The organism is Pacificispira sp., from assembly GCF_965228185.1.
In the GTDB taxonomy this organism is placed as follows: domain Bacteria; phylum Pseudomonadota; class Alphaproteobacteria; order UBA8366; family Aestuariispiraceae; genus Pacificispira.
Genome location: NZ_CBDDHE010000008.1, coordinates 187062 through 208943, shown reverse-complemented (window position 1 = coordinate 208943; position 21882 = coordinate 187062). Strand labels below are relative to the sequence as shown.

Below are 21882 nucleotides of genomic sequence, written 5' to 3'. Positions count from 1 at the left end.
CCAATGGCCAAAAGCGTCATTATCACCTGCGCCGTGACCGGCGGCATCCACACCCCGACCATGTCGGAATATCTGCCGATCACGCCCCAGGAAATCGCCGATGACGCGGTTGCGGCGGCCAAGGCGGGGGCGTCGATCCTGCATCTGCATGCCCGCGATCCGGAGAACGGCCGGCCGACTCCCGATCCGAAAGTGTTCATGGAATTCCTGCCGCGCATCAAACAGCAGACGGATGCGGTCGTGAACATCACCACCGGCGGCGGGCTGGGCATGACGCTGGAGGAGCGGCTGGCCGCCGCCGTCGCCGCCAGTCCGGAAATGACGTCGCTGAACATGGGGTCCTTCAACTTCGGACTGTTCCCCATCGCCGACAAGATCAAGGATTGGAAATACGATTGGGAACAGCCCTATATCGAGGGCACCAAGGAATTCATCTTCAAGAACACGTTCGGCGATATCGAACGCACCATGATCGACCTGGGCCAGGGTCACGGCGTGAAGTTCGAATTCGAATGTTACGATGTCGGCCATCTCTACAATCTGGCACATTTCGTCGACCGCAAGCTGGTCGAACCGCCCTTCCTGATCCAGACCATCTTCGGGATCATGGGCGGGATCGGCGCGGATGAGGAAAACCTGATGCATATGCGCCGCATCGCAAACAAGCTGTTTGGCGACGATTATGAATGGTCGGTCCTGGCGGCGGGGCGGCATCAGATGCCCTTTGTGACGCAGGCCGCGATCCTGGGCGGGAATGTCCGGGTCGGTCTGGAGGACAGTCTCTATATTTCCAAGGGTGAACTGGCGAAAAGCAATGCCGATCAGGTCGCCAAAATACGCCGGATCGTCGAGGATCTGTCGCTGACCGTCGCGACGCCGGAGGAGGCACGCAAGCGGTTGAAGCTTAAGGGCGGCGACCGGGTGAATTTCTGAACCATGGCTGGGCTTTCCGGAAAACGCGCGCTGATCACCGGCGGCGGACGCGGCATCGGCCGGGCCATTGTCGACCGGTTTCTGGCTGACGGTGCACAAGTGGTCACCTGTGGGCGCGGCGCGGCGGACGATTTGGCGCCGGCGGTCTTCGTCACCGCCGATCTGACCCGCCAGCAGGATATCGACACGCTGGTGCGGCGGGCGGTCGCCGAAATGGGCGGGATCGACATCCTGGTCAACAATGCCGGGGTTCAGATCGAAAAGACGGTGGCCGATACGACCGACGCCGATTGGGATTTGCTGATGGGCGTCAATGTCGCGGCGGTGTTCAGGCTGTGCCGTGCGGTTCTGCCGATCATGTCCGGATCGGGCGGGGCGATCGTCAACCTGGGATCGATCAGCGCGGATCATGCCGATCCGGAAATGGCGATCTACAATGCCTCGAAAGGCTTCGTCCATGGCCTGACGCGGTCCATCGCGGTCGATCACGGGGCGCAAGGCATCCGCTGCAACGCGGTCTGTCCGGGCTGGATCATGACGGAAATGGCGGATGCGGGGTTCGATCTGGCGCAAGATCCCGCCGCCGCCCGCCGCGACGCGGTGGCACGGACGCCGGCGGGACGTCTGGGCCGGCCCGAGGATGTCGCCAATCTGATTGCCTGGCTGTGCGGCGACGAGGCCGCCTTCGTGACCGGCCAATGCTATACGGTGGACGGCGGGTTGACCGTGGCGACGCCGTTGCGCCCGACCTTGTTCTGAAAGGCTAAGACATGACGGCTTATCCCAATCCTTCCTCAATCGACCGGGTCGGCGTGATCGGGGCCGGGACCATCGGCGCCAGTTGGACCGCGCTGTTTCTGGCCCGCGGCATGACGGTTCAGGTCTATGACCCCGATCCCGGCGGCGAGGCGATGGTCCGAAACTATGTCGCCAATGCCTGGTCGGCGCTGACGGCGCTGGGTGCGGTGGTCGACGGGGCGGATCCCGAGGCCATGACCTTCCACAGCCGGGCGGCGGATGCGGCCCGGGATGTCGGCTTCATCCAGGAAAGCGTGCCCGAACGCCTGCCGATCAAGCACGAGGTCTATGCCGAGATTGAGCCGGTGCTGGCCCCTGAAACGATCCTGGCGACCAGTTCGTCCGGCTTGCTGGTGCGCGACATGCAGGACGGGTTGAAGCGGCCGGAACGGTTCCTGCTGGCGCATCCGTTCAACCCGCCGCATCTGATCCCCTTGGTCGAACTGTTGGGCAATGAACGGACCGATCCGGCGGCCGTCGATTGGGCCGAGGATTTTTTCGAGAACCGCTGCGGCAAGAAGACGATCCGGGTGCTGAAGGAAGTGCCGGCCCATGTCGCGAACCGGCTTCAGGCCGCCTTGTGGCGCGAGGCGATTCATCTGGTCGTCGACGGCGTGGCGACCGTTGAGGATGTCGACAAGGCCGTGGTGCACGGGCCCGGTCTGCGCTGGGCGGTGATGGGGCCGCATATGCTGTTCAACCTGGCGACAAACGGCAAAGGCATGGAGATGTTCATCGAACGCTTCGGCCCCAGCTTCGCGACCTGGTGGGCCAGCATGGGCAATCCCGAACTGACGCCGGAAACCGCGCGGATCATCGCGCAAGGGTGCCGCGACGAGGAAGCCGGCCGCGATTTCCGCGCGCTTGCGGCGGAACGGGATGAAAAGCTGGTGGCGATCCTGCGGGAAACGGCACCCAAGGAAAGGGGATAGGAAATGATCGTCATCATCTTCGAAGTCGAACCTCTTGAGGGCAAGACCGGGGAATATCTGGATATCGCAGCCGACCTGAAGCCCTTGCTGGAAACCATGGACGGCTTCATCTCGGTCGAACGGTTCGAGAGCTTGACGACGCCGGGGAAATATCTGTCGCTGTCCTTCTGGCGCGACGAGGCGGCGGTCGAGGCCTGGCGCAACACCGATCCGCACCGCATTGCGCAGGCGAAGGGGCGCGCGCAGGTCTTCGCCGGTTACCGACTGAGGGTCGCGCAGGTTCTGCGCGATTACGGCATGACCGATCGTGATCAGGCGCCCGCGGATTCCCGCCAGAGGCACGGCGCCTGACCAGGAAATGTATGCAGCTTGTGACTTTGCGGTGATTTGCCGCTATTGTACCGGAAGGAGGGTCGGCAACTGGTAAGGAGTTCTCCGTGCCGCCGACAAATAAAACGAACGCGTTAACTAGCGACGAACGTCCGTGGAACCTCTCCAGCTGCCAGCGGAAGCGCCTTCCGATCGAGGATGCGCAAAATTTTCCGATTCTGGGTGGGGTTCTGTCCTTGTGGCGCGCGAAACTGCCGGAGCGCGGGTTACCGGCGAAGTCCGATCTGGACCCGACCGAAATACAGGCTGACGCCCTGCCGAACATTATCCTCATGGATGTCCAGGAGGAACCGCGCCGGTACCGTTATCGGTTAACCGGCACCGCGATCGATCGAATTCAGAACCGCAACCTTACGGGAACCTATGTCGACGAGAACCGGCCGGAGGAGTTGCGGCGCATTCTGCTGCACGATCTGGACGATCTGGTGGAAACTGGGGCGCCGCATCTCGTGGAGTTGTCATTCCTGAATGCCGAAGGATATAGCCGCCACCTGCGAATCCTGCGCCTCCCCCTATCCGGCGATCAAGCGATGGCCGACCGTGTGGCGCATGTGCTACTCGCATTCGATTTTGATTAATTTATAGCGAAATCCCCGCGACTGTTTCCGACTCTTTTACTTTTGAATGTTACAGCCTTGTATCAAAGGCTCCAACCTTCACACAGAGACGCCATGACGACCTACTCCAACGCCGCTGCGTCGGCTTTTTCGCTGCGCGCGGCCACCTATTGCCACCGAACCCATCTGCCGATCACGTTGGCGGAGGAAAGCCCGATCCTTTCCGAAGTTCTGCAGGTTTGGGAAACCGTCAGGCACGGCCGCACGATGCCATCGCGCGCCGATATCGATGCGTTCGATTTTCGACGTTCGACCTTGCCCTATCTGGGCATGATGAGCGTTGAACATGATCCGTTCCGGTTCCGCTATCGGCTGACCGGCACCAATATGGACCAGGTCCATGATGCGAATCTGACCGGCCAGTATGTCGATCAGATCGCGCGAAATTATAGGCGCGACGATCTGCAACCCGACCTGGAACAACTGGTGGACCGAAAGGTGCCGCAACTGGTGTTCGTGCAGTTCCAAAGCGTTGAGGACTATCGGCGCGAACACAGAATCCTCCGGCTCCCGCTGTCCGGCGGCGGCCCGGGCAGCGATCCGCTGCGTGTCGACCGGATCCTGATCGCCTTCGAACCGATTGATCCCGTCAGCCGTCAGGCGTTCAGAAACAATTAACGCATGGCGCATATGATCGGTCCTCTTAACGGATTGGCGAATGGGAGTATTTCTATGTCCGCTCTAGCGATTGCCGGACAGGATAGATTCACCCTGGCGGACGTTTCTCATTGCGAGCGGACGGCGCTTGATCTCGACACTGTGATGCAGGATTCGTTCTTCAAGCGGGTGATCGGGATCTGGAACTCCAAGCGTGGCGCGGCGGCCGCCCCGTTTCGTCGCGACATCGACGCATTCGACTTTCCGTCTGACATTCTGCCGCGGCTGATGCTGATCGAAGTCTTGCGCCACCCCTTGCGCTTCCGGTTCCGGCTGACGGGCACCAAGGCGGACCAGATACATGAACGGAACATCACCGGACTTTCTTCCGACGATTTGATGCCGGCGATGCTGGCACAGTCGATGCGCCGTGATTTCACCGACATCGTTGAAAGCGGTCGGTCGCAATGGGTCGAACTTCTGTTCACGAACATTCAAGGCCACCGCCGCCAAACCCGCGTCCTTCGCCTGCCGCTGCTGGCGAACGATTCGACGACCGACGATCCCCGCATCGGCTATATCATGAGCGTTTTCAGCTTCCAGAAGATTGCCGGCATCGGCGTCTGACACCGGAAACCTCCCCCATTCGTCTGCCCTTCTTGTCGCGGTTGATATAAACCGGGACGTGGGCGATACAGTGATGGGGGAGTAATCGGGATAGGACCGACGCAGTCGCAGGCTTGCTCCGGGCGCTGCGTCCCTTTGCCATGTCGTTTCTTCGGGGGATGTCCATGTCCGAGCATAAGGTACTTGTCGCCAATCGCAGCGAAATCGCCATCCGCGTCATGCGCGCCGCCACCGAGTTGGGTTTGGGAACGGTCGCGATCTATGCGGAGGAGGACAAGCTTTCCCTGCACCGCTTCAAGGCGGATGAAAGTTATCGCATCGGCGAGGGGCTCGGCCCCGTCAAAGCCTATCTGTCCATCGACGAGGTGATCCGCACCGCCAAGAAGGCCGGTGCGACCCTACTGCATCCCGGCTATGGCTTCATGTCCGAGAACCCGGATCTGGCGGAGGCCTGCGCCGCGAACGGCATCACCTTCGTCGGACCGCCGCCCTCGGTCATGCGATCCCTGGGCAATAAGGTCTCGGCCCGCGAAATGGCGGTGAAGGCCAATGTGCCGGTCATGCCCGCGACCGGGCCCCTGCCGGAAGATCTGGGCGAATGCGCCAAACTGGCGGAGCAGATCGGCTATCCGGTCATGCTGAAGGCCAGCTGGGGCGGCGGCGGCCGCGGCATGCGCGTGATCGAGGACGCGTCCAAGCTGAAGGAACAGGTCAGCGCCGGCCGCCGAGAGGCCGAAGCCGCCTTCGGCAATGGCGAGGTCTATCTGGAAAAGCTGGTCCAGCGCGCGCGCCATGTCGAAGTTCAGATCCTGGGCGACAAGCACGGCAATCTGGTCCATCTGTTCGAGCGCGACTGTTCGGTCCAGCGCCGCAATCAGAAGGTCGTGGAGCGTGCGCCCGCGCCCTATCTGAACGACGAGAAACGCAACCGCATCTGCCAATCGGCGCTGAATCTGTGCCGGGAGGCCGGATACTACGGCGCCGGCACGGTCGAATTCCTGATGGATGCCGATACCGGTGAATTCTATTTCATCGAGGTCAACCCCCGCGTCCAGGTCGAGCATACGGTGACCGAGGAAGTGACAGGCATCGATATCGTGAAGGCGCAGATCCTGATCGCGCTGGGCGGCCGGATCGGGGTCGAAGACGAGACCGGCGTCCCGGCCCAGGAGGATATCCGCCTGAATGGCCACGCCCTGCAATGCCGGGTGACGACGGAAGATCCCGAGAACAATTTCACGCCCGATTACGGCCGCATCACCGCCTATCGCGGCGCGACCGGTTTCGGCATTCGCCTGGACGGCGGCACGGCCTATTCCGGGGCGGTCATCACGCGCTATTACGACAGCCTGCTGGAAAAGGTGACGGCACGCGCCTCGACCCGCGAGGCGGCGGTGCGCCGAATGGACCGGGCGCTGAAGGAATTCCGCATTCGCGGCGTGGCGACGAACCTGGCCTTCCTAGAAAACGTGATCAACCATCCCGATTTTGCGGCGGGGACGATCACGACTCGGTTCATCGACACGACCCCGGCGCTGTTCCATTTCCCGAAACGCCGCGACCGGGCGACCAAGCTGCTGCGCTTCATCGCCGATGTGACGGTGAACGAGAATCCGGAGGCCGCCGGCCGTCCGAAACCGCCGGCCCATGCCCACAGCCCGGCCGTTCCGATCACGCTCTATCGCGACCCGCCCAAGGGCACGAAGCAGATCCTTGACGAGCGCGGGCCCGAAGGCTTCCGCGACTGGATGCTGGACCAGCAGCGTGTGCTGATCACCGATACGACGATGCGCGACGGGCACCAATCCTTGCTGGCGACGCGGATGCGCTCCTATGACATGGTCAAGGTCGCGGAGGCCTATGCCCAGCGTCTGCCGGATCTGTTCTCGCTGGAATGCTGGGGCGGCGCGACCTTCGATGTGTCCATGCGGTTCCTGAAGGAGGACCCGTGGGACCGCCTGATCGATATCCGCGAGAAGGTGCCGAACATCCTGCTGCAGATGCTGCTGCGCGCCTCCAATGCGGTCGGCTACACCAACTATCCCGACAACGCCGTTCAGTACTTCGTGGAGAAGGCGGCGGATGCCGGGATGGACGTCTTCCGTGTTTTCGACAGCCTGAACTGGGCGGAAAACATGAAAGTTGCAATGGACGCCGTGCTGAAGACCGACCGCCTGTGCGAGGCGGCGATCTGCTATACCGGCGATCTGTTCGACAAGAGCCGCCCGAAATACGACCTGGACTATTACGTCAAGCTGGGGCGGGAGTTGAAGTCCCATGGCGCGCATATCCTGGGCATCAAGGATATGGCCGGCCTGTGCCGCCCGGCTCAAATTAGGGTTCTTGTAAAGGCCTTGAAGGAAGAGACCGGGCTGCCCATCCACTATCACACCCACGATACGTCGGGCATCGCGGCGGCGACCGTGCTGGCGGCTTGCGAGGCGGGCGCCGATGCGGTGGATGCCGCGATGGACAGCTTCTCCGGCCTGACATCGCAGCCCAATCTGGGGTCGATCGCGACGGCGCTGGCCGATACGGATCGGGATTCCGGTCTGGATCTGGCCACCATCCGCAGCTTCTCCGACTATTGGGAAGCGGTGCGGGTGCAATACACCGCCTTCGAACCGGACCTGCGCGCAGGCGCGTCCGAAGTCTATCTGCATGAAATGCCGGGCGGTCAGTTCACCAATCTGAAGGAACAGGCCCGCGCCCTGGGCCTCGCGGAACGCTGGCACGAAGTCGCGCGCATGTATGCCGAGGTCAACAAGCTGTTCGGCGATATCGTCAAGGTCACGCCATCCTCAAAGGTCGTCGGCGACATGGCGCTTTACATGGTTTCCAGCGGCGTTTCGCCGGAAGACGTGCTGGACCCGTCGACGGATATCGCATTCCCGGATTCGGTCGTTGCCATGCTGCGCGGGGATCTGGGGCAGCCGCCGGGCGGTTGGCCGGAAGCCCTGGTCGCGAAGGCCTTGAAGGGCGATGCGCCGATCACCGACCGGCCCGGGAAACACCTGGCGCCGATCGATCTGGCGGAAGAACGGTCCAAGGCCCAGAAGTCGGCACAGCGTCATGTCGGCGATTTCGAACTGGCCTCGCATATCATGTATCCGAAGGTCTTCGCCGATTATGCCAAGCACCGGCGGGAGTTCGGCCGGGTGGACGTGCTGCCGACGCCGGTCTTCTTCTATGGCATGAAGCCGGGCGACGAGGTTTCGGTCGACATCGATCCGGGCAAGACCCTGGTCATCCGACTGATGACCGTGGGCGAGGCCGACCAGAAGGGCGAGCGCGAGGTCTTCTTCGAATTGAACGGTCAGCCGCGCGTCATCCGGGTCGCTGACAAGGCGGTCGCGCCCAGCGCCCCGGCCAATGAGAAGGCGGATATCGGCAATTCAAGCCATGTGCCCGCGCCGATGCCGGGCGTCGTGTCGACCATGGTCGTCAGCGAGGGTCAGACGGTTCAGGCCGGCGACGTGCTGATGACCCTGGAGGCGATGAAGATGGAAACGTCGATCACCACGCCGCGCGCGGGCAAAGTCACGCGGATCGCGGTGAAGGCGGGCACCCAGGTCGACGCGAAAGATCTGCTGGCGGTGGTGGAGGGCTGATCAGCCCTCCAGCTCCTCGCGCAGGATTTCCAGCTCAAGCCAGCGTTCCTCGGCCAGGGCCAGGGCGGACAGGGTCGAATCCAGCGCCTTGGCCGTGCGGTCGGCGGCCGCGCGGTCCTTGGTGAAGAAGGCCGGATCGGCCATCGCGGCTTCCAGCTTTTCCTTCTGGACGCGCAGCTTTTCCATCTGATCCGGCAGGGTCTTCAGCGCCTCGCGCTCTTTCAGCGACAGCTTCCGTTTGGCGTCGGCCGCTGGTGCCTTCGGCGGCGCGGGCTTCGCGGTGTCGGCCTTTTTGGCCTTCTGGGTGGGATCGGCCAGCTTGCGGGTCGGCGCGCCGCCGCGCTGGGACACCATATCGGAATATCCGCCAGCATAGTCCTGCCAGACCCCGTCGCCTTCCGCGACCAGGACGGTGGTCGCGACACGGTCCAGGAAGTCGCGGTCATGGCTGACCAGGATGACCGTGCCCGGATAATCGGCGATCAATTCCTGCAGCAGATCCAGCGTTTCCAGATCCAGATCGTTGGTCGGCTCGTCCAGGATCAGCAGATTGGACGGCAGGGTCAGCGCGCGGGCCAACATCAGCCGACCGCGTTCCCCGCCGGACAGGCGGCCGATCGGCTGGCGCGCCTGTTCCGGCGTAAACAGGAAATCCTTCATGTAGCCGATGACGTGGCGCGGCTGGCCGTTGACGATGACCTTGTCGTTCCCGCCGCCAGTCAGGGCGTCCTGCAGGCTGGTCGCCGGGTCCAGCGACGCGCGCCGCTGGTCCAGGGATGCGATCTGAAGATTGCTGCCTTGGATGGCGGTGCCGGAATCCGGTTCCAGCTCGCCGGTCAGAAGTTTCAGCAGCGTCGTCTTGCCCGCGCCGTTGGGGCCGATGATCCCGACCCGATCGCCGCGCAGGACGCGTAAGGACAGGTCGCGCACAATCCGGCGGTCGCCGAAGGATTTGTTGAGGGCCTCCGCCTCCATCACGCGCTTACCCGACGCGCTGGCGTCACCGGCGCTCATGCTGACATTGCCCTGGGCGCGGCGGTGGTCTTTGCGCTGCTGACGCAGGGCGATCAGATTACCCAGGCGTTTCTGGTTGCGTTTGCGGCGGGCGGTGACGCCATAGCGCAGCCAGTCCTCTTCCATCGCGATCTTGCGGTCCAGCTTGTGCTGGTCGCGCTCTTCCTCTTCAAGCACCCGGTCGCGCCAGGCCTCGAAGCCGCCGAAACCCTCGTCCATCCGCCGCGCCGTGCCGCGATCGATCCAGACCGTGGCATTGGTCAGCCGCGTCAGGAAGCGGCGGTCGTGGCTGATCAGGACCATGGCCGATTTCAGGCTCTGGATCTCGTCTTCCAGCCATTCGATGGCGGTCAGGTCCAGATGGTTCGTCGGCTCGTCGAGCAGCAGGATATCCGGCTCCGGCGCCAGAACCCGCGCCAGGGCGGCCCGCCGCGCCTCGCCGCCCGACAGGGTCTTGGGATCTTCCCTGCCGGTCAGGCCCAGGCGATTCAGAAGATATTCGGCGCGGTGCTGTCCGGTTACCGGGTCCAGCCCGTCCTCGGCATAGGCCAGGACCGTCTCGAACCCGCTCAGATCCGGTTCCTGCGGCAGATAGCGGATGGTGATGCCGGGATGGACCCAGCGGTCGCCGCTGTCCGGATCGATCTGTCCGGCCGCGATTTTCAGCAGGGTCGACTTGCCGGACCCGTTCCTACCGACCAGGCAAAGCCGTTCCCCCGGTCCGACCGAAATGCCGGCGCCGGCCAGCAGGGGATGCCCGCCGAAGGTCAGGTGGATATCGTCCAGGGTGAGCAATTGTCGCGCCATGGGGGCGATGTACGCCCCGTGCCGGGCAACGGCAAGAGGGATCGCAAGTCGGGACTTGTCCGACGGGCGAATTGTGCGAAAAGGTCTCGCCGCGCCATTTCACCGAAGGGGTCAAGATCATGACGGATACGCTGACGCTCGTTCTGGGAAACCGCACCTATTCAAGCTGGTCGCTGCGCGGCTGGCTGTTCCTCGCCCAATCCGGCCTGCCGTTCGAAGAAGAAATGTTCTGGCTGGATGAGCCGGGTTATCGCGAAGGTCTGCTGGCCGCGACCGGTGGGATCGGCACCGTGCCGACCCTGCGCGTCGGCAGCCGCGTCATTTCCGAAAGCATGGCCGTCGCGGAATATGCCGCCGAGGCCGCGCCGGATGCGGGCCTGTGGCCGGCGGATGCGCTGGACCGGGCCGAAGCCCGTTCCCTGGCCGCGCGGATGCATGCCGGTTTCACCGATCTGCGCCGCGAATGCCCGATGAACCTGTCGAACCGCTTCCCCGATTTCAAACCGTCGGACGCGGTGCTGGCCGATGTCGCCAAGCTGGAGGCGATGTGGGAACCGTGCCTGCTGCGGTCCGGTGGGCCGTTCCTGTTCGGCGCGTTCGGTGCGGTCGATGCCTTCTTTGCCCCGGTCGCGGCGCGAATCTATACTTTCTGCCTGCCGGTGTCGGACGTGGCCAAGGCCTATACCGATGCCATTCTGGACCACCCGCTGATGCGGCAATGGATCGCAGACGCGACGGAAGAGCAGAATGTCCAGCGCGAGCGGAACGACCGGCTTTCCAAGGGCGGCTACCTGCCGGGGGATTGGCCCATTCTCAAACGCTGATTTCGGCCCCGGGAATTCGCCTTTGACCTCGCCGGATTTCCCGCTAGGCTTGGTTCGGTTCGCGGCGCCCGGGGGTATGCGCCGGGGGTGCGCGACGACATTCCGATGGATAGGGTATGAACGAGGATCTACTCGGTTATAACGAGATGGTGGAACAGGCCATGCGCTCCGTGGTGCGCAAGGCGTTGGAACGGGCTGCCAAGGGCGGTTTGCCGGGCAATCATCATTTTTACATCACGTTCAAGACCGATCATCCCGACGTCATGATCCCGAACCGTCTGGGCGACCAATACCCGGAAGAGATGACCATCGTGCTGCAGCATCAGTTCTGGGGGCTGCAGCCCGATGACGAGGGCTTCGATGTCGAGCTGAGCTTCAATCGCCAGCATGAGCATCTGCGCATTCCTTATGCCGCGCTGATCACCTTTGCGGATCCGTCGGTCAATTTCGGCCTGCAATTCCATGTCGAGGTGGAAGAGGACGCGATCGCCACCGAACATCCGGAAGCGGCATCGGACGAAAAGGGACCGACCCAGGCGGAGATGGAAGCCGGGACGACCGATAACGATCCGGACGAGGATCCGCCGGAAGGCGACGACGACTCCCGCACCGACAACGTTGTTACCCTGGACTTCACCCGCAAGAAATAGCGCGACCGATCTTCGCGAATTCGGCCGCCGCGCTTAGCAAACCGCCAAAGTAGGAGCCGCCCCAATGGTCGACGCCGCCTTTCTGGACATGCTTCCCCTCGGTCCGGACCAGACCAAATACCGCAAACTGACGGACCGTTACGTTTCCACTGCCGACTTTAACGGCGAGGAAATGCTGATGGTCGATCCGGAAGGCATCCGGCTGTTGTCGGAAGAGGCGTTCCGCGACATCAACCATCTGCTGCGCCCCGGCCATTTGGAGCAGCTGGCAAATATCCTGAAGGACCCGGAAGCGTCGGATAACGACCGGTTCGTCGCCTATGACCTGTTGAAGAACGCAAATATCGCGGCCGGTGGCGTCCTGCCCATGTGTCAGGATACCGGCACCGCCATCGTCATGGGCAAGAAGGGCCGGCGCGTCTGGACCAACGGTCAGGACAAGGCAGCGCTGTCGACCGGCGTCCTGGACGCCTATGAGCGCAACAATCTGCGTTACAGCCAAGTGTCGCCGATCTCGATGTTCGAAGAGAAGAACACCCGCAACAACCTGCCGGGCCAGATCGAGATCTACGCTGAAGGACAGGAAGACGCCTATAAGTTCCTGTTCATCGCCAAGGGCGGTGGATCGGCCAACAAATCCTTCCTGTTCCAGGGCACGCCGTCGCTGCTGGAACGCGAACGCCTGATCAAGTTCCTGGACGAGAAGATCCGCACGCTGGGGACCGCGGCCTGTCCGCCCTATCACCTGGCGGTCGTGATCGGCGGGACATCGGCGGAGTTCAACCTGAAGACCGTGAAGCTGGCCAGCACGCGCTATCTGGATAACCTGCCGACGGAAGGCAGCGAACACGGCACCGGCTATCGCGACCTGGAAATGGAAAAGGTCGTTCACGAGTTGAGCCGCAATATGGGCATCGGCGCGCAGTTCGGCGGCAAGTATTTCTGTCACGACGTCCGCGTCATTCGCCTGCCGCGCCATGGCGCCAGCCTGCCGATCGGCATCGGGGTTTCCTGTTCGGCCGACCGTCAGGCGCTGGGCAAGATCACCAAGGATGGGATTTTCCTGGAGGAACTGGAGCGCGACCCGGCGAAATATCTGCCGGACATCACCGATCAGGCCTTCGAGGGCGAGGTGGTCCAGATCGACTTGTCCATGCCGATGAAGGACATGCTGGCGACCCTGACCAAGCATCCGATCAAGACACGACTGTCGCTGACCGGGACAATCATCGTCGCGCGCGATGCGGCGCACAGCAAGCTGCGGGCGAAGCTGGATGCGGGTGAGCCGCTGCCGGACTATTTCAAGAACCACCCGATCTATTACGCCGGCCCGGCCAAGACGCCGGAAGGCTATGCCTCCGGTTCCTTCGGCCCGACGACGGCCGGCCGGATGGACAGTTTCGTCGACCAGTTCCAGGCGGCGGGCGGGTCCATGATCATGCTGGCCAAGGGCAACCGGTCGCCGGTCGTCCGCAAGGCCTGCGAGAAGCATGGCGGCTTTTATCTGGGGTCCATCGGCGGCCCGGCGGCACGCCTGGCCCAGGACTGCATCAAGAAGGTCGAATGCATCGAGTATCCCGAGCTGGGCATGGAAGCGATCTGGCGCATTGAGGTCGAGAACTTCCCGGCCTTCATCGTCGTGGACGACAAGGGCAACGACTTCTTCCAAGGCATGATGCCGGACTGAGGATTCAGTCCGGAATCGAAAGCTCGAATCGGGAGCCGGGAAGGCCGCGGTCAGCGGCCCATGACCCCGTCGCGGATTTCTTCGATGGCGGCCATGACGTCGTCGATCAATTCCGCCGGAACGCCCATCTGGTTCAGACAATCGGCCAGATAGCCGGCGACGGCGATCAGGTGGCCGTCATCCATTTCCATTTCCTGCACCAGATGGCGGTGCAGCTTGGACAGGTCCGGGCCCTTATAGTTCGACGGACCGCCGAAAGTCTGGGTCAGGTAAGCCTTCGCGTGTTTGGCCTGGGTTGCGCTGTCCGCGCCCTGTAGGAAGGGGCTGAGTCGGGAATCCGCCTCCAGCTTCGCGATCAACATGTCGACCACCGCGTCGATGCCCAACTCGCCGCCCAGCTTTTCGAACAGGCTGGGCTGTCCGGCTGCCGGCTTCTTTGCCGCCTCGGCCTTGGGCGCCGCGGCGGCCTTAGACTTTTTTCCTTGGCCAGGCTCCGCATCGTCGTTTGACGCGGGTTTCTTGTCCGCCTTGCGCGGAGCGGCGCCCGGCCCGGTCTTCTTCGCTGTCTTGTGGCGCTTCAGGGGGCGGCGCTTCGGCGCTTCGGCGATCGTGGTCGGGTCCAGGACACGCTCGACGTCCAGTACCGCCAGCAAATCGTCCTGCAGTCGGAACACGCCGGAGCACAGCTTGCGCATGCGCTGGTCCAGGGTCTGCGGCGGCTTGTCCAGATCCCGGCGCGGCAGGGACCGGACGTCACCGATGGAATCGACCAGGATCGTATAGAGGTCGCCCTTGTGTTCGACCGTCACGGACATCGGCCGGTCGTCCAGATCTTTCGGTTCCGCGCCCAGGCAGACACGCAGGTCGATGACTGTCACGATCCGCCCGCGCAGGTTCAGAACGCCCGCCACCGCGGAGGAAGCGAGCGGGATCGGCGTGATCTGCACCGGTTCCACGATGTCCTGGACGCGCAGGATCGGGATCCCGAACAACTGATTGTCGACCGTCATCGTGACGAGTTGTTCCTCGTCGCCCGCGGTCAGGCTGGAAATCCCCGCAATCGCCAAATCCGACATGCTGATCCGTCCCTCATTGATCTTTGGCGCCCCTCGGCGGAACCTTCGCGTCCCCCCTAGCCGCCATACGGTACCCTATTACGCGGTCCCTGACACTCAAGTCTTTGCATAAGAAAGTTAACAACCTCTTGACGCTGGACCGGCGATTTCGTTCGTTCGATCCATGACCGAGATCGTGGAAATTCCTCTCCTGGCCGAAGGCCCGTCCGATGCGACCTGGCGGCTGATCCTGGCCCATGGCGCTGGTGCGCCGATGGACAGCGACTTCATGAATGCCATTGCGGAGGATCTCGCCGGGCGGGGTATCGGCGTTCTGCGCTTCGAGTTCCCCTATATGGCCCTGCGCCGGACGGAGGGCCGCCGTAAGCCGCCCGACCGCGCGCCGGTTCTGATCGGGTCTTGGCGCGAGGCGATCCGCGCGGCGCAGGCCCAATATCCGTCCGCGCGGTTGGCGATCGGAGGGAAATCCATGGGCGGCCGTATGGCGACCTTGCTGGCGGCGGAGCCGGATTGCCCGGACATTGTCCAGGCGGTGGTGACCTTGGGCTATCCCTTCCATCCGCCGGGCAAGCCGGACCGTCTGCGCACGGATCACTTCGCCGCGCTGCGGTTGCCGGTCCTGATGGTTCAGGGGGCACGCGATCCGTTCGGCACCCGCGACGATGTCGCCGGTTACACTCTGCCAAAAGCGGCAACTGTTTTCTGGGCGGAGGATGGCGATCACGACCTGAAACCGCGTAAGGCATCCGGACGAAGCCACGCCCAGGCCTTGGACGAGGCCGGCGCGGAAATCCAGGCTTTTTTAGAACGCCTCTGATATTACGGAAGCGGTAAGTATTCCTTAAGAACTGAACCGTAGACTGCAGGGCATGTCGGACGTCGCCGTCCGGCCTCATTGGGACCGAAGGTCTGCAACATGAACGATATCAGTATGCTCATGACACGCGGAAGCGCCCGTCGGGCGCGGATTAAGAACGCGGAAGACCCGGCCGAGATCAAAAAGCGCTCTGTCGTGATCTCCGGCCACCGCACCAGCATTTCGCTGGAAAACGTCTTTTGGGAAGCGCTCCGCACCATCGCGGTCGAAAAGGGTATCTCGGTCAATCAACTGGTTACCGATATCGACCGCCAACGCACGGGCAACCTGTCCAGCGCGATCCGCACCTTCGTGCTGCTGGACGCGATCGGCGACTGATCAGACCAGGATCCCGACGGTCGCGCCGGTAAGGCAGGTCGCCAGGGTCCCGGATATCAGGCTGCGGGGCGCCAGACGCACCAGATCGGCGCGGCGCTCCGGCACCATGGCGGTCAATCCGCCCAGCATGATCCCCAGACTTCCGAAATTGGCGAAGCCGCACAGCGCGTAGGTCAGGATCAGTTCCGACCGGGGCGCCAGCGCGTCCGGCGGCAATTGCGACAGCGCCAGATAGGCCAATAATTCGTTCAGGGCCGTCTTGGTGCCCAACAACGCACCGGCCGTCCCGGCTTCCGCCCAGGGAATGCCCATCGCATAGGCGATCGGCGCGAAGATCCAGGCAAAAATACGTTCGATGGATAGTGGCGCGCCGGCGACGTCCGGCAGGATCGCGGCCATTATCATATCTGCGAGCGATACCAGTGCGACCAGCACCAGAAGCAAGGCGATGATTGAGATCAGCAGTTTGACGCCTGCCGCGGTCCCGCGGGAGATCGCGTCCATCATGTTGCTGGCTTGCAGACCGTCCGCCTCGCCGCCAAAGGACAGTTCGACGTCCAGGTGTTCGTTCTGGACCACTTCGGGTGGGACGGGAACCATGATCCGGGCGATCATGATGGCTGCGGGCAGACTGATTAGCGAGGCGGCAAAGAGATGTCCGGCCGCGCCGGGGATGACGCCGGACAGGAACCCGGCATAGATGCCGAAAACGGTCCCGGCGATGGTCGCCATGCCGACGGTCATGATCAGGAACAGCCCGGACCGGTCCAGACGTTTCAGATAGGGCGCGACGAGGATCGGCGCCTCGACCATGCCGATGAAGACATTGGCGGCGGCACTGACAGCTTCCGCCCCGCCGATCCCGAGAGTCCGGCGCAGAGCCCAGGCGCACAGGCGGACCACGGCCTGGATGATGCCCCAGTGAAACAGCAGCGCGGTCAGGGCACTGATCACCAGCACGACCGGCAATGCCTGGAAGGCCAGGATGAAGCTCGTTGCGCCACCGCCGCCTTCGAACGGGGCAGGCCCGCCGCCGGCATAGCCGAAGACGAAAGACGTTCCAGCACGGGTCGCTTCGCCCAGGGCGGTGACCCCATCGTTCAGGCCGGAAAGAAAAGACGCCATGCCGGGCAGATAGAGGAAGACCGCCGCCAGGCCAATCTGGAGCAGGATGCATAACAGTGTAAGCCGCACCGGAAACCGGCGCTTACCGTCGCTTAAGACCCAGGCGCATGCGAGGAGCGCCGCGAAGCCCGCGGCCGCCTGCAGGTTTTCCATGGAACGCACTCCCCCTGTATTCCCCAAAACTAATGTGACATGCTGTTGAGCCTTAAGCCAACCGCCGACTTGATCGTTTGTAGTGCGGCGCGACATTTTTGTTGCACTGCACAAAAATCCTTGACCGTTGCGTGGATTAGCATCATGTGTTGAGATATTGCTGCGGTGCAGCATCAATTTTTACGCGATGGGGATCGGAACGATGACCCCATCTAACCGACGAATGGAGGAGTACCCCCATGGCGAAGAAACCGTCCTCGGCGTTTGACCCGATGAACAATCCGTTTCTGGACCCGAAGAACAATCCGTTCCTGGATCCGGAAAAGAACCCGTTCTTGAAAGCCGACTTCACGAAGTACTTCCAAGGTGTTGAGGCGCCGGACCTGAAAGGGATCACCGATGCGCAGCGCAAAAACATGGAAGCGCTGAGCGCCGCGAACAAGACCGCCGCCGAAGGTGTGCAGGCCGTGTTCCAGCGCCAGAGCGAAATCCTGAAGAACACGATGGACGAGGCCAATGCGGCGCTGCAGGAACTGCAGGGCAAGTCGGTGGGCGCGCCGGACGCGTCCGCGCAGATCGATCAGGTCAAGTCGACCATCGAATCCGCCGTGTCGAACATGCGTGAGCTGTCCGAAATGATGGCGAAGTCGCAGGCCGAAGCCTTTGACATCGTCAACAAGCGCTTCGTCGAAAGCCTGGACGAGCTGAAGGACACGCTGTCCAAGCTGCCGAAGTAACGCCCGCGTCAAAGCGGTTTTGGAACGCCCCGGCCGTCGTGCCGGGGCGTTTTGCTTTGGGCGGCCTTTCCTTCCCGGGCAAACCGGATACCCTGTCGCCAAGATCACCGACAGAGAGACGGGAGCCCCAATGTCCGAGCCGCTTTCCTTTGACGATTTTCTGAAAGTCGATATCCGCGTCGGCACCATTCTGCGCGCCGAACCCTACCCGGAGGCGCGCCGTCCGGCCTTCAAACTATGGGTCGATTTCGGACCGGAGATCGGCGAACGCAAAACGTCCGCCCAGATCACCAAGCATTACGACATTGAAACCCTGCCGGGCCGGAAAGTGGTTGGCGTGGTGAACTTCCCGCCGAAGCAGATCGGCAAGTTCATGTCGGAGGTTCTGGTTCTGGGTGTGCCGGACGAAGAGGGCGAAGTGGTCCTGCTGCGGCCCGATCTCGATGTGCCCAATGGCGGCCGGATGTACTGACCGGACGGTCAGTCATTACGCAGGACCGGCTCCTGACGCAATTCCTCGACCAGATAGTCGATGAAGGACCGGATCCGCATCGGTGAGTTCCGGCCTTCCAGATGGACCACATGAACGGGCACCGGATCGGGCTCGAACTCCTGCAGCAGCGGCACCAGGCTTCCTTCCGCAATCGCGTCTGCCACCTGATAGGACAACAGCCGCGCGATTCCGATTCCGGCCCGTGCCGCCTCATGGGCGCCGTCGATCGTGTTGGAAATGAACCGTGACGGCGGTTTGACCAGGGACGGTTTGCCGTCGCGGATCAGGGTCCAGGGGCCCTGAAAGGTTGCCGTATAGATGCCCTCGACCCGTTGCAGATCGCCTGGCTCCCGGATTGGGCCGACCCGATCCAGATAATCCGGTGCGGCGCAAAGCACCTGGCGGACGCTGCCGACACGGATCGCGGTCGCGGAGGAATCCGGCAATTGCGCGATGCGCAACGCGACATCCACGCCTTCGTCGACCAGATTGACCATCCGGTCGAGAAACAGCGTCGTGAACCGGATACGGGGGTGGCGCAGCGCGAAGGCGGTGATGCGGCGTGCGACATGTAGACGCCCGAAAGCCGCTGGGGCCGTCACCGTGATCGGCCCGCGCAACTCACCATGAACCCCGGCCACCGCGGCCTCAGCCTCTGACACTTCGGCCAGGATGCGCCGCGCATCGGCCAGGTACCGGGCACCCGCCTCCGTCAGCCGGACTTGGCGCGTCGTCCGGGCCAGCAATTTGCAACCGAACCGTTCTTCCAGGGCGGCGATCTCACGCGTGACGGAGGGCGGCGACTGTCCCAGCGTCCGCGCCGCAGCGGAAAATCCGCCACTATCGGCGACCGCCACCAGGGTGCGCATGGCTTTCAGGAGATCCATATTATTCCAAATTCCGGAAATATCGTTTTCAGAATGAGGATATTATTTCTTCGAGGAGAGGCAACTATCTTCCGACCGTCCCATCGACGCTCAGGAGAAAAACATGACCACCTCCCCTATCCGACTTTACCGCCACCCGCTGTCGGGTCATGCCCATCGCGCGGAACTGATGTTGTCGCTTCTCGGGTTGGAAGCAGACCTGATCGAGGTCGACTTGGCGTCCGGCGCACACAAGGCTCCGGACTTCCTCGCGCTCAATCCGCTGGGTCAGGTGCCCGTCATCCAGGATGCTGCTGTGACCTTGGCCGATAGCAATGCAATCCTGGTCTACCTGGCCCGGAAATACGATCCGTCGGGCCGCTGGTATCCGTCCGATCCGGAAGCGGCGGCCGCGGTCCAGCGCTGGCTGTCCCTGGCTGCCGGACCCCTGGCATCCGGTCCGGCCCTGGCGCGCATCATCACCGTCTTCGGTGTAAAGGCAAACGCGGACAAGGCGAAGGCCATCGCGGCCACCTTGCTGGAATTCATGAACACTCATTTGACCAACCGCGCCTTCCTGGTCGGCGAGGCGCCGACCATCGCCGATGTCGCGCTGTTCTCCTATACCGCCCATGCGCCCGAAGGCGGTGTATCGCTCGACCCGTATCCGGCGATCCGAGACTGGATCGCGCGCATCGAGGCGCTGCCCGGTTATGTTGCCATGCGCGCAACCCCGTTGGCGGCGTAGGAGGCCGGCATGACAAGCGATCCCGAATCCGGCCGTGCGTCTTCCCAAGGGTGGCCCTTGCTGACCAGCCCTTATCATGCGGGCGAACTGGCCATGCAGATCCAGGACGGGACCGCCAATCTGGCTGAACGGATGGGACGCCGCATGATCCGGGACCATATGCCCGATCAGCATCGGACATTCTTCGCCACCCTGCCGACCCTCTTCGTTGGGGCATTGGATGGGACAGGGCAGCCTTGGGCGTCCGTCCTGACCGGCCCCGCCGGCTTCCTGCACAGTCCCGATCCGAAACTGTTGCGGGTTGGGGCCTTGCCGGGGCCGGACGATCCTGCCCGGCAAGGCATCCAGCCCGGCGCGCCCGTCGCGGTGATCGGGGTCGAATTCCACACCCGGCGCCGCAACCGTATGACGGGGAAGGTGGCTTCGGTGGACGATGCGGGTTTCACCATTCAGGTGGACCAGAGTTTCGGAAACTGCCCGCAATACATCCAGGCCCGCAATCCCCGGTATCGCGCCGAAGCGCCGGCGCAGGACACTGTAAGGCTGGGGGCGGTTCTCGATTCGGAAGGCCGCGACCGGATCGCACGGGCCGACACGCTGTTCATCGCCAGTGCCTCCCCGGGCGCGGGCGGTCCGGACCCGGTGGAAGGCGTCGATGTCAGCCATCGCGGCGGTCGGCCGGGATTTGTGCGGGTTGAGGACGGCCCGGACGGCACGGTTCTTACCTTCCCTGATTTCAACGGCAATCGGGCGTTCAATACCTTCGGCAATATTGCTGTGAATCCGCGCGCCGGCCTGCTGTTCCCGGGTTTCGAGGATGGCATTGTTCTCAGCCTCGCCGGACGGGCGGAGATTCTGTGGGATGACCCTGCCATCGAAACCTTCGACGGGGCAATCCGAATGGTCCGTTTCGTTGTCGCCGAGGGACGGGTGTTCCCAGGGCGCATCCCCTTTGCCTGGAGCGACCCCGAACCCGCCCCGCAGATCGCACGCACCGGTCGCTGGGTCTAGTCGAAGCGGCGTCCGCAGCCGGAATAGGGTATGCCGTCTACGGTCATTGTCACCGTGAGCGGCGAGTATTCCCCGCTCATCGTGTCTCGGCAGCCCTCGTCGGCAATGACAAAATCGACCTGGCGGCCGGCAACGGTCATCGGGGCCGGAAACGCCACGCCTTGCTTCTGCGTCAGCGGCAGGGCGTTAGTTCCGGTGTCCAGCACGATCTGGCCGCCGAATTCGGGATGGATTTCCACCAGCCAGCCGGGCTCGTTTCCGATCGCGCGGAAGGAGACTCCGCGAATGGCGGCGGCGCGCCAGGGCGTGTCGACCCATTCGCCCCGGCAGCCGGACCATTGGAAATCCGGCGTTTCGAACCGGGCCGCGTCGCCCTTGAGCCAGAGCAGGTAACCGTCCTCGTTCCGGTACTGTGTGCCGGACGCGGCGGGCACCTGGGGCAGGGCGATCCGGTGCCCGTTCCATAGGACCAGGGCAGCCTCATCCCCGAGGCGCAAATCGAAAGTCCCCGCATCACAGCGATAGGCGAAATAGGTCGGTGCGGTGTAAGGCAGGGCCGGAAACCCGGCGCAGGCGGTCAGAAACAGCAGTCCGGCGAGGGCGGACAGCCGCGTCATCAGGTCCCGAAACCGCTTCCCGGTTTGCGGTACTCGTCCCGCGGCGGCGCGAAGACATCCAGGATGCGTGCGCCGTTCGGGCCGGCCTTCACGGTGTGTTCGACGCCGCCGGGCGTACGCCAGAAATCGCCGGTCTTGACCGCGAATTCCTCACCGTCCTGAACACGGACGGCTTCGCCCTCCAGCAGCACGCCCCATTGTTCCTGAGGATGGCTGTGCAGGGTTCCGGTCGCGTTCGGCGCCAGGGTCACGACGGACAGCATGGCCTGATCCCCCGGAAAGATCCGGGCCGCGATGCCGTCGGCCAATTGGCGCTGAATGCCCTGGGTGACATCGTTCAGGTTGAACAGGGTTCCGGCTTTGTCGGTCATGGC

23 protein-coding genes are annotated in these 21882 nt (G+C 63.2%); 17 read left to right on the top strand and 6 right to left on the bottom strand.

The genetic code is table 11. From position 1 onward, the window contains the following. Nucleotides 1-3 precede the first annotated feature (3 nt). The 8 genes from ACO06O_RS15685 (at nucleotide 4) to ACO06O_RS15650 (ending at nucleotide 8505) form a co-directional block, all read left to right on the top strand. Nucleotides 4-933 (top strand): 3-keto-5-aminohexanoate cleavage protein, encoded by a 930-nt coding sequence (locus tag ACO06O_RS15685; protein ID WP_420418532.1) that lies wholly within the window; start codon nucleotides 4-6, stop codon nucleotides 931-933. Nucleotides 934-936: 3 nt separating this feature from the next. After that, nucleotides 937-1692: an SDR family NAD(P)-dependent oxidoreductase gene (locus ACO06O_RS15680; protein WP_421881723.1), complete on the top strand. Its 756-nt coding sequence runs from the start codon at nucleotides 937-939 to the stop codon at nucleotides 1690-1692. 11 nt (nucleotides 1693-1703) lie between these two features. Next, the gene (locus tag ACO06O_RS15675; RefSeq protein WP_421881720.1) at nucleotides 1704-2663 is read left to right on the top strand and encodes a 3-hydroxyacyl-CoA dehydrogenase NAD-binding domain-containing protein; all 960 of its coding nucleotides are present in this window, start codon (nucleotides 1704-1706) and stop codon (nucleotides 2661-2663) included. A 3-nt stretch (nucleotides 2664-2666) separates the two neighbouring features. Next, entirely contained in the window at nucleotides 2667-3014 is a 348-nt protein-coding gene (locus ACO06O_RS15670) for an antibiotic biosynthesis monooxygenase family protein (RefSeq protein WP_421881717.1), read from the top strand. A 215-nt stretch (nucleotides 3015-3229) separates the two neighbouring features. Then, nucleotides 3230-3631 (top strand): PAS domain-containing protein, encoded by a 402-nt coding sequence (locus tag ACO06O_RS15665; protein WP_421881714.1) that lies wholly within the window; start codon nucleotides 3230-3232, stop codon nucleotides 3629-3631. 93 nt (nucleotides 3632-3724) lie between these two features. Continuing rightward, nucleotides 3725-4288 (top strand): PAS domain-containing protein, encoded by a 564-nt coding sequence (locus ACO06O_RS15660; RefSeq protein WP_421881711.1) that lies wholly within the window; start codon nucleotides 3725-3727, stop codon nucleotides 4286-4288. Nucleotides 4289-4342: 54 nt separating this feature from the next. Then, complete coding sequence (locus ACO06O_RS15655) at nucleotides 4343-4894, top strand: PAS domain-containing protein (protein ID WP_421881708.1); 552 nt, start codon at nucleotides 4343-4345, stop codon at nucleotides 4892-4894. Between the two features lie 158 nt (nucleotides 4895-5052). Continuing rightward, nucleotides 5053-8505 carry a pyruvate carboxylase gene (locus ACO06O_RS15650; RefSeq protein WP_421881706.1) on the top strand — a complete coding sequence of 1151 codons (3453 nt, stop codon included), beginning with the start codon at nucleotides 5053-5055 and terminating at the stop codon, nucleotides 8503-8505. On the opposite strand, the gene ACO06O_RS15645 is transcribed toward ACO06O_RS15650, so the two are convergent. Further along, complete coding sequence (locus ACO06O_RS15645) at nucleotides 8506-10326, bottom strand: ABC-F family ATP-binding cassette domain-containing protein (RefSeq protein WP_421881703.1); 1821 nt, start codon at nucleotides 10324-10326, stop codon at nucleotides 8506-8508. A 119-nt stretch (nucleotides 10327-10445) separates the two neighbouring features. Between ACO06O_RS15645 and ACO06O_RS15640 the strand changes: the two genes are divergently transcribed. The 3 genes from ACO06O_RS15640 (at nucleotide 10446) to ACO06O_RS15630 (ending at nucleotide 13487) form a co-directional block, all read left to right on the top strand. After that, entirely contained in the window at nucleotides 10446-11150 is a 705-nt protein-coding gene (locus ACO06O_RS15640; RefSeq protein WP_420418524.1) for a glutathione S-transferase, read from the top strand. 116 nt (nucleotides 11151-11266) lie between these two features. Further along, nucleotides 11267-11800, top strand: coding sequence for an SspB family protein (locus ACO06O_RS15635; RefSeq protein WP_421881699.1), 534 nt, complete (start codon nucleotides 11267-11269; stop codon nucleotides 11798-11800). Between the two features lie 64 nt (nucleotides 11801-11864). Next, nucleotides 11865-13487, top strand: coding sequence for a fumarate hydratase (locus ACO06O_RS15630; RefSeq protein ID WP_421881696.1), 1623 nt, complete (start codon nucleotides 11865-11867; stop codon nucleotides 13485-13487). 50 nt (nucleotides 13488-13537) lie between these two features. Here the strand turns inward: ACO06O_RS15630 and ACO06O_RS15625 are convergent, their stop codons facing one another. Continuing rightward, nucleotides 13538-14563 (bottom strand): chemotaxis protein CheW, encoded by a 1026-nt coding sequence (locus ACO06O_RS15625; RefSeq protein ID WP_421881693.1) that lies wholly within the window; start codon nucleotides 14561-14563, stop codon nucleotides 13538-13540. A 163-nt stretch (nucleotides 14564-14726) separates the two neighbouring features. Here ACO06O_RS15625 and ACO06O_RS15620 point away from each other — a divergent pair, with 163 nt between their 5' ends. Together ACO06O_RS15620 and ACO06O_RS15615 are read left to right on the top strand one after the other, a co-directional pair. Continuing rightward, nucleotides 14727-15380, top strand: a complete 654-nt coding sequence (locus ACO06O_RS15620) for an alpha/beta fold hydrolase (RefSeq protein ID WP_421881690.1) — start codon at nucleotides 14727-14729, stop codon at nucleotides 15378-15380. Nucleotides 15381-15479: 99 nt separating this feature from the next. Then, nucleotides 15480-15758: a ribbon-helix-helix domain-containing protein gene (locus tag ACO06O_RS15615; protein WP_421881688.1), complete on the top strand. Its 279-nt coding sequence runs from the start codon at nucleotides 15480-15482 to the stop codon at nucleotides 15756-15758. Here ACO06O_RS15615 and ACO06O_RS15610 read toward each other — a convergent pair whose 3' ends face one another. Further along, on the bottom strand, nucleotides 15759-17036 hold the full coding sequence (locus tag ACO06O_RS15610) for a NupC/NupG family nucleoside CNT transporter (protein WP_421881685.1): 1278 nt from the start codon (nucleotides 17034-17036) through the stop codon (nucleotides 15759-15761). Between the two features lie 239 nt (nucleotides 17037-17275). On the opposite strand from ACO06O_RS15610, the gene ACO06O_RS15605 reads away from it, so the two are divergent. Then, nucleotides 17276-17773, top strand: coding sequence for a phasin family protein (locus tag ACO06O_RS15605; protein WP_420418517.1), 498 nt, complete (start codon nucleotides 17276-17278; stop codon nucleotides 17771-17773). 130 nt (nucleotides 17774-17903) lie between these two features. Next, nucleotides 17904-18245 carry a tRNA-binding protein gene (locus ACO06O_RS15600; RefSeq protein ID WP_421881682.1) on the top strand — a complete coding sequence of 114 codons (342 nt, stop codon included), beginning with the start codon at nucleotides 17904-17906 and terminating at the stop codon, nucleotides 18243-18245. An 8-nt stretch (nucleotides 18246-18253) separates the two neighbouring features. Here ACO06O_RS15600 and ACO06O_RS15595 read toward each other — a convergent pair whose 3' ends face one another. Further along, nucleotides 18254-19153 carry a LysR family transcriptional regulator gene (locus tag ACO06O_RS15595; RefSeq protein ID WP_421881679.1) on the bottom strand — a complete coding sequence of 300 codons (900 nt, stop codon included), beginning with the start codon at nucleotides 19151-19153 and terminating at the stop codon, nucleotides 18254-18256. 103 nt (nucleotides 19154-19256) lie between these two features. Between ACO06O_RS15595 and ACO06O_RS15590 the strand changes: the two genes are divergently transcribed. Both ACO06O_RS15590 and ACO06O_RS15585 read left to right on the top strand, forming a co-directional pair. Next, nucleotides 19257-19880, top strand: coding sequence for a glutathione S-transferase family protein (locus ACO06O_RS15590; RefSeq protein ID WP_421881676.1), 624 nt, complete (start codon nucleotides 19257-19259; stop codon nucleotides 19878-19880). Between the two features lie 9 nt (nucleotides 19881-19889). Beyond that, a complete protein-coding gene (locus tag ACO06O_RS15585; protein ID WP_421881673.1) occupies nucleotides 19890-20891 on the top strand; it encodes a pyridoxamine 5'-phosphate oxidase family protein in 1002 nt (333 codons plus the stop codon). Here the strand turns inward: ACO06O_RS15585 and ACO06O_RS15580 are convergent. Continuing rightward, entirely contained in the window at nucleotides 20888-21508 is a 621-nt protein-coding gene (locus tag ACO06O_RS15580) for an MliC family protein (RefSeq protein ID WP_421881669.1), read from the bottom strand. The genes ACO06O_RS15585 and ACO06O_RS15580 overlap by 4 nt on opposite strands. Beyond that, complete coding sequence (locus ACO06O_RS15575) at nucleotides 21508-21879, bottom strand: cupin domain-containing protein (protein ID WP_421881666.1); 372 nt, start codon at nucleotides 21877-21879, stop codon at nucleotides 21508-21510. Before ACO06O_RS15575 ends, ACO06O_RS15580 begins: the two co-directional genes overlap by 1 nt. Between the last annotated feature and the right edge of the window lie 3 nt (nucleotides 21880-21882).

Bases quoted from the DNA above. Each gene is read 5' to 3' on its own strand.
- ACO06O_RS15605 (WP_420418517.1), top strand. From the start codon at position 17,276: ATGGCGAAGAAACCGTCCTCGGCGTTTGACCCGATGAACAATCCGTTT.
- ACO06O_RS15660 (WP_421881711.1), top strand. From the start codon at position 3,725: ATGACGACCTACTCCAACGCCGCTGCGTCGGCTTTTTCGCTGCGCGCG.
- ACO06O_RS15630 (WP_421881696.1), top strand. From the start codon at position 11,865: ATGGTCGACGCCGCCTTTCTGGACATGCTTCCCCTCGGTCCGGACCAG.
- ACO06O_RS15620 (WP_421881690.1), top strand. From the start codon at position 14,727: ATGACCGAGATCGTGGAAATTCCTCTCCTGGCCGAAGGCCCGTCCGAT.
- ACO06O_RS15590 (WP_421881676.1), top strand. From the start codon at position 19,257: ATGACCACCTCCCCTATCCGACTTTACCGCCACCCGCTGTCGGGTCAT.
- ACO06O_RS15595 (WP_421881679.1), bottom strand. From the start codon at position 19,153: ATGGATCTCCTGAAAGCCATGCGCACCCTGGTGGCGGTCGCCGATAGT.
- ACO06O_RS15645 (WP_421881703.1), bottom strand. From the start codon at position 10,326: ATGGCGCGACAATTGCTCACCCTGGACGATATCCACCTGACCTTCGGC.
- ACO06O_RS15675 (WP_421881720.1), top strand. From the start codon at position 1,704: ATGACGGCTTATCCCAATCCTTCCTCAATCGACCGGGTCGGCGTGATC.
- ACO06O_RS15655 (WP_421881708.1), top strand. From the start codon at position 4,343: ATGTCCGCTCTAGCGATTGCCGGACAGGATAGATTCACCCTGGCGGAC.
- ACO06O_RS15580 (WP_421881669.1), bottom strand. From the start codon at position 21,508: ATGACGCGGCTGTCCGCCCTCGCCGGACTGCTGTTTCTGACCGCCTGC.
- ACO06O_RS15635 (WP_421881699.1), top strand. From the start codon at position 11,267: ATGAACGAGGATCTACTCGGTTATAACGAGATGGTGGAACAGGCCATG.
- ACO06O_RS15680 (WP_421881723.1), top strand. From the start codon at position 937: ATGGCTGGGCTTTCCGGAAAACGCGCGCTGATCACCGGCGGCGGACGC.
- ACO06O_RS15685 (WP_420418532.1), top strand. From the start codon at position 4: ATGGCCAAAAGCGTCATTATCACCTGCGCCGTGACCGGCGGCATCCAC.
- ACO06O_RS15575 (WP_421881666.1), bottom strand. From the start codon at position 21,879: ATGACCGACAAAGCCGGAACCCTGTTCAACCTGAACGATGTCACCCAG.
- ACO06O_RS15615 (WP_421881688.1), top strand. From the start codon at position 15,480: ATGAACGATATCAGTATGCTCATGACACGCGGAAGCGCCCGTCGGGCG.
- ACO06O_RS15600 (WP_421881682.1), top strand. From the start codon at position 17,904: ATGTCCGAGCCGCTTTCCTTTGACGATTTTCTGAAAGTCGATATCCGC.
- ACO06O_RS15585 (WP_421881673.1), top strand. From the start codon at position 19,890: ATGACAAGCGATCCCGAATCCGGCCGTGCGTCTTCCCAAGGGTGGCCC.
- ACO06O_RS15625 (WP_421881693.1), bottom strand. From the start codon at position 14,563: ATGTCGGATTTGGCGATTGCGGGGATTTCCAGCCTGACCGCGGGCGAC.
- ACO06O_RS15670 (WP_421881717.1), top strand. From the start codon at position 2,667: ATGATCGTCATCATCTTCGAAGTCGAACCTCTTGAGGGCAAGACCGGG.
- ACO06O_RS15640 (WP_420418524.1), top strand. From the start codon at position 10,446: ATGACGGATACGCTGACGCTCGTTCTGGGAAACCGCACCTATTCAAGC.
- ACO06O_RS15650 (WP_421881706.1), top strand. From the start codon at position 5,053: ATGTCCATGTCCGAGCATAAGGTACTTGTCGCCAATCGCAGCGAAATC.
- ACO06O_RS15610 (WP_421881685.1), bottom strand. From the start codon at position 17,036: ATGGAAAACCTGCAGGCGGCCGCGGGCTTCGCGGCGCTCCTCGCATGC.